Annotated in this window: 4 protein-coding genes and 1 pseudogene; 2 read left to right on the forward strand and 3 right to left on the reverse strand. The window is 64.1% G+C overall.

The genetic code is table 11. From position 1 onward, the window contains the following. Nucleotides 1–99: 99 nt before the first annotated feature. The 3 genes from L979_RS11170 to L979_RS11180 all read right to left on the reverse strand — a co-directional run bounded on the left by L979_RS11170 (nt 100) and on the right by L979_RS11180 (nt 3,143). Complete coding sequence (locus tag L979_RS11170) at nt 100–1,512, reverse strand: class II fumarate hydratase (protein WP_047692291.1); 1,413 nt, start codon at nt 1,510–1,512, stop codon at nt 100–102. Between the two features lie 158 nt (nt 1,513–1,670). Continuing rightward, entirely contained in the window at nt 1,671–2,309 is a 639-nt protein-coding gene (locus L979_RS11175; protein WP_280842280.1) for a carbonic anhydrase, read from the reverse strand. Between the two features lie 162 nt (nt 2,310–2,471). After that, nucleotides 2,472–3,143: a DUF4245 domain-containing protein gene (locus tag L979_RS11180; RefSeq protein ID WP_052209824.1), complete on the reverse strand. Its 672-nt coding sequence runs from the start codon at nt 3,141–3,143 to the stop codon at nt 2,472–2,474. Between the two features lie 197 nt (nt 3,144–3,340). Between L979_RS11180 and glpX the strand changes: the two genes are divergently transcribed. Next, nucleotides 3,341–4,288 (forward strand): class II fructose-bisphosphatase, encoded by a 948-nt coding sequence (glpX, locus tag L979_RS11185; protein ID WP_081994372.1) that lies wholly within the window; start codon nt 3,341–3,343, stop codon nt 4,286–4,288. 123 nt (nt 4,289–4,411) lie between these two features. Further along, nucleotides 4,412–5,802: pseudogene (locus tag L979_RS11190) on the forward strand (hypothetical protein); the annotation flags it as partial.

The raw sequence follows: 5,802 nt of genomic DNA on the forward strand, positions 1-5,802 counted from the left end.
TGCTCAGAAGCGATTTGTGCCGCCCATCAGAGCTGATGGGCGGCACGAATCGCTTCTGGGCCGGTCAGTACCGGTGGAACTCGCTGCTCAGCGACGATTTCAGGAGTTGGGTCCTGTCATGGTGGTGACATCCAGAGCGGCGTCCAACTGCTCCTCGGTCAGGTTCTCGCCGTCCACGTAACCCAGCTCCACGGTGGCCTCACGCACGGTGACCTTGTTGGCCACGGCGTGCTTGGCGATCTTGGCTGCGGCCTCGTACCCGATGGCCTTGTTCAGCGGGGTGACGATCGACGGCGAGGCCTCGGCCAAGAAGCGGCAACGCTCCTGGTTGGCGGTCAAACCGTCAATCATCTTCTCCGCCATCACGGTGGAAGTGTTGGCCAGCAGGCGGATGGACTCCAGCAGGTTGGCAGCCATGACCGGGATGCCCACGTTCAGTTCAAACGCACCGTTGGTGGAGGACAGTGCCACCGTGGTGTCGTTGCCGATCACCTGGGCAGCCACCTGGATGGCGGCCTCACAGATCACGGGGTTGACCTTGCCGGGCATGATGGAGGAGCCCGGCTGCAGGTCCGGGATGGCGATTTCGCCAAGACCGGTGTTGGGCCCGGAACCCATCCAACGCAGATCGTTGTTGATCTTCATGTAGGAGTAAGCAATGGTTCGCAGCTGACCGGATGCCTCCACCAAACCGTCACGGTTGGCCTGGGCCTCAAAGTGGTTGCGGGCTTCCGTGATGGGCAGCCCGGTTTCGGCAGCCAGCAGCTCGATCACCCGTGCGGAGAAGCCGGCGGGGGTGTTGATGCCCGTGCCCACGGCGGTGCCGCCCAGGGGAACCTCCGCCACGCGGGGCAGGGATGCGTTGACGCGCTCGATGCTGTAGCGCACCTGCGCGGCGTAGCCACCGAACTCCTGACCCAGGGTCACGGGTGTGGCGTCCATCAGGTGGGTGCGCCCGGACTTGACGACGTCCTTGAACTCCTCGGCCTTCTTCTCCAGCGACGCTGCCAGAGTCTCCATGGCCGGAATCAGTTCGTGGGACAACGCCGCGGTGACAGCCACGTGCACGGAGGTGGGGAAGACGTCGTTGGAGGACTGAGAGGCGTTGACGTGGTCATTCGGGTGGACCTCGGTGCCGGTGGACTCCAAGGACCGGGTGGCCAGCGTTGCCAGGACCTCGTTGGTGTTCATGTTGGAGGAGGTGCCGGAGCCGGTCTGGAACACGTCAATGGGGAAGTGCTCGTCGTAATCACCGGAAGCAACCAGGTCAGCGGCGTCCTGGATGGCCTGCGAGCGCTCGGCATCGAGCACGTTCAGTTCCTGGTTGGCCTGAGCTGCGGCCTTCTTGACCTGGGCCAGGGCCTTGATGTGCTGGCGCTCCAGGGTCTTGCCGGAAATCGGGAAGTTCTCTACGGCGCGCTGGGTCTGGGCCCGGTACAAGGCGTTGACCGGAACCTTCACCTCACCCATGGTGTCGTGTTCGATACGGAATTCAGCGTTGTTGTCAGCCATGACACCAGTCTATGGCCCGGACCACATTCGTGACGACGCGCAGGCCGCCGTCGTCGTCATCCAGCCCACCGAGACCTCCGAAAAAGCCCTCTCTAGAGCCGTTGCCGGGACTTGTCGGAGGTTTCGGCGGGAAGGGGGTGGGGAGAGGGGCGGGAGGCTCAGTCCAGTTCCAGCCAAGCCCCGTGGCCGTAGACCAGCTCGGCCTTGCCGTGACCAAGGTGGTAGAAGAGGCCCACGATCGCCACGTCCCCGCGGGAGACCGCCGCTGCAATGGAACGCGACTGGTCCAAGATTCGCTCGGCCACGATCCGGACGTTCTCAATGACCATCTCGTTGACGGAATCCCGCCCGGTGCGGTGACCGTCCAACACCGCTGGGGTGATGCGTTCGATCAAGGATCGCTGGAAACCGGCAGGCAGGTTCCCGCTGTCCACGGCTTCCTTGGTGGCGGTGACCGCGCCGCAGGAGTCGTGTCCCAGGATCACGATCAGCGGGACCTTGAGCACCTCCACTGAATATTCCAGTGTGCCCAGGACGGCGTCAGCCACCACCTGGCCGGCCGTACGCACCACAAAGGCATCGCCCAGCCCCAGGTCAAAGATGATTTCTGCGGCCAGCCGGGAATCAGAGCAACCAAAAATGGTGGTGAACGGGTGCTGGGACTGGGTCAGCGATTCACGCCGACTGACATTCTGGTTGGGGTGCTCGGAGTGGCCCTCCACAAACCGCGCGTTGCCGGCCCGCAACTTCTCCCAGGCCTGCTGCGGGGTCAGTGGGCGCTCGGCCCCGTAACCCAGGGGTTCTTCCGGAGTGGGGATGCGCGTGCCGTCAGATGCGTACTCAGTGGAGTTGCTGTCCTGGGTGGCCGCACTGTTCTGGATGGAGTCGCTGTCCTGCACGGTGGGATCTTGCTGGCTCACGGACGGCTCCTGACACTAGGCGATACGGATTACAGAATGTCATGCGGATGGGCTGGCCGCAGGTGTGGCCGGTGTTTGTTGAGCCTCGACCACGGACTGCGCCACGTGATCGAACTCCGCATCCGACCCCGTGCCCGTGAGCACCACGGTGCTGTCCTCCACCTTACCCACCCAGGAGCGCGTGACCTGGCCGCGGTCGTTTTCCTTCTGGTGCATCTCCCACTCGATGCCGTGGGCTTCGCGGGACCCGGTAGCCGGGGCCTGATCCACCACGTCAGCCACCCACGTGGGGTTGGCCTGATCGGTCTGGATCAGTTCGACGAACCGTGACGACGGCGTCACCCACCCCGCCTCCCAGCGATCCACCCCGTCAGCGGTGTTGCCCTGCCACCGGGCAAAGTTGGGGCTGTAACCGTCTCCCAGATCTGGGGCCAGGGGCGTGAACGCTGCGACGTCGGAAGCATAGGCAGCTTCCTGCGCCACATTGACGTCCGGGCGGTAGGTCTGACCGTCCGGACGTGGTTGCAGTAAGAAGAACGGGAGGGCCAACAGCACCAGTACCGCCATGGAAATCAGCATGGCACGGGCCGGGGCATGGACACGTTGTGCCTGCTTGGCCGTGATCTGAGGCGTGAACTGCTGATCGGCTGGTTCAACCGGCTGACCTTGCGGGTCGAGGCGCTCAGTGCTCTGGGGATTCTGCTGACTCACGGGCTCCATTGTGCCCCCAAAGTTCAGCTCACCCGTCCCACGCAGTGGTGGGCCGCCGCAACACCTACAAGGCCGGCGGTCTCGCGGCTACTCTGGTGGATGAGGTCGACGACGAGGTCGCCCCACACGCACCGAAGGTGAGGAAAGCTGTGCCCCAGCAGACAAAGTCCACCAACGCGCCCGATCGCAACCTGGCCATGGAACTGGTCCGCGTGACCGAGGCTGCCGCCATTGCCGCAGGTCACTGGGTGGGTGCCGGAGACAAGAACAGTGCCGACGGTGCGGCCGTGGATGCCATGCGCGCCTTTTTGTCCACCGTGGATTTCAACGGGACCGTGGTGATCGGTGAGGGTGAAAAGGACGAGGCCCCCATGCTCTTCAACGGTGAGCAGGTGGGGGAGGGCTCCGGTGCGGCATCTGACATTGCTGTGGACCCGATTGACGGTACTCGCCTGACTGCGTTGGGCATGAACAACGCCCTGTCCGTGATTGCTGTGGCTGATGGCGGTTCCATGTTTGACCCGTCGGCGGTGTTCTACATGGAGAAGCTGGTGGTGGGGCCGGAGGCAGCTGATTTTGTGGACCTGCGCCTGCCGGTCAAGCAGAACCTGCACCTGGTGGCCCGCGCCAAAGGTGTGCCCGTCAACCAGCTGACCGTCTGTGTTTTGGACCGTCCGCGGCACTCTGACCTGGTGGATGAGATCCGGAAGACGGGGGCCCGCACGCGCATGATTCTGGACGGCGACGTCGCCGGAGCCATTGCGGCCTGCCGTGAAGGCACCGGTGTTGACGTGATGATGGGCACCGGCGGGACCCCTGAGGGCATTGTGACCGCCTGCGCCGTCAAGGCCACGGGTGGTGTGATCCAGGGCCGGTTGGCACCCATGAACGACGACGAACGAGAAAAGGCCACTGCTGCAGGTTTGAACGTGGAGCAGGTGTTGACCACTGAGGATTTGGTCACCTCGGACAACTGCTTTTTTGCGGCCACGGGAATCACCGACGGCGATCTTCTGCGCGGTGTCCGCTATCAAGGCCAGAAAATCACCACCCAGTCCTTGGTGATGCGTTCCCACTCCGGAACGGTCCGCGTGGTGGAGGGTGAGCACGTTGCCGCCAAGTGGGAGAAGTACGCCCGCAACTGACGGCGGCGGGGCCGGGGTCTGAGCAACCGACGTGCACGCATACACTGTTGCCCCAAGAGTTCTGTGTACTCCGGCTGCCCCAGGCCGTGAGGCCCATTCACCATTCAAAGGAATACGCGCGCTGTGGCTTTGACTGTCAGTTCCAGCCTGAACCAGAAAACGTGGGATGCCACGGTTCGGGTCACCGGAGGCCATCCCCATCAGCTGTGGGGTATTGGGGCCGTTCAACAATCGGCTGAAGGCACACAACTCACGGTGGACCGAGTTCTGATTCGAGATGCCGATGAACGCATGGTGGGTTACGCCCAATTGTTGGTCCGCCAGGAGAACGGCAGCATCCATGCCGAGGCCCAGCAGGCGCACGTGAACAAGCCCACCATGGTTCCCGCGTTCATGCAGAAATTGGCCGATTACGCCCATGACCGGTATGAGGCCGAATCCATCACGTTGAGCGTGGACACCCCCGCCGCTGAGCCCCTCACCCAGGCCTTGACGCAGCGTGGCTGGGCGCGCCAAGGCTCAGTCGAGACGGATGCTGCAGGCCCCAAACGATTGCGTGTTCCCCTGGGCGCGGCTGATACGGCGCTGTCCTCGCGCCTTTCGCCGTCGACCTTGGACCGGTGCCGGGCGGGGTTGAAGGTCTCCGATGTGGCGGTCCGTGAAATCACCGCGACCTCAGGTGGTGTGCGGGCTGTGGGGTTGAAAACCGGGCAGATCAACCATCTGCTCAAGGACCTGGGGCAGGACTCCCTGCTTCTGGTGGCGGCTCAGGAACGCCCGGACGAGCAGCCCGAGGCTCTGGGTTACCTGTGGTTTGTGCACACCGTGAACATGGCCATGCTCTACCGCGTGGGCTTCACCCGCAAGGCCCGGGATCTGGGGATCGACGACGCCCTGTTGCTGACCGGTGCCGTGGAGCTGCAGAAGCGCGGGGTGCAGCGCATGGATGGTGGGGAGTCCTCGGACAAGGACGTGCCCACCGTGGTGCGTGAACTGGCGGACCGCGAACGAACCGTGCTGGGCACATGGCGCAAGGAATTGGTGCCGGTACAGCAGGTTGAGGCTGCCCCCGCACCCGCTGAACCCAAGAAGCGCGGCTTGTTCGGACGCAAGAAGAAGGTGCAGGAACCAGCACCTGAGCCGCAGAAACAGCCGGAACCGCCACAGCGCGTGGACGAGGTGCGCCAGCAGGTCAGCGAGGACCTTGGTATTGAAACCACGGGCATCACTCCCGCCCAGTCACACCTGGCGTTGGGGGGAGGACAGGCGAGTTCATCCCTCTCCGGCTCCAACGGTCAACCGGAGCAGAACAACACATCGCTGGCTGCGGCGGACCAGTCGCCGCAGGTCAGGGCCGGTGCTGCCACCGGCACGGGGGTTGCGGACAACCCCCGCACCGTGGCCGATACCGACCCTGCCACCGACAGCACGCCTGGTACGACGGCTGAGGCCAGAACTGTTGGTCAGGCCAGCGCCGCCCATCAGGCAAGAACAGCCGATCAAGCCAGCACTGC

Source organism: Kocuria sp. ZOR0020 (genome assembly GCF_000800955.1).
Lineage (GTDB): Bacteria > Actinomycetota > Actinomycetes > Actinomycetales > Micrococcaceae > Kocuria > Kocuria subflava.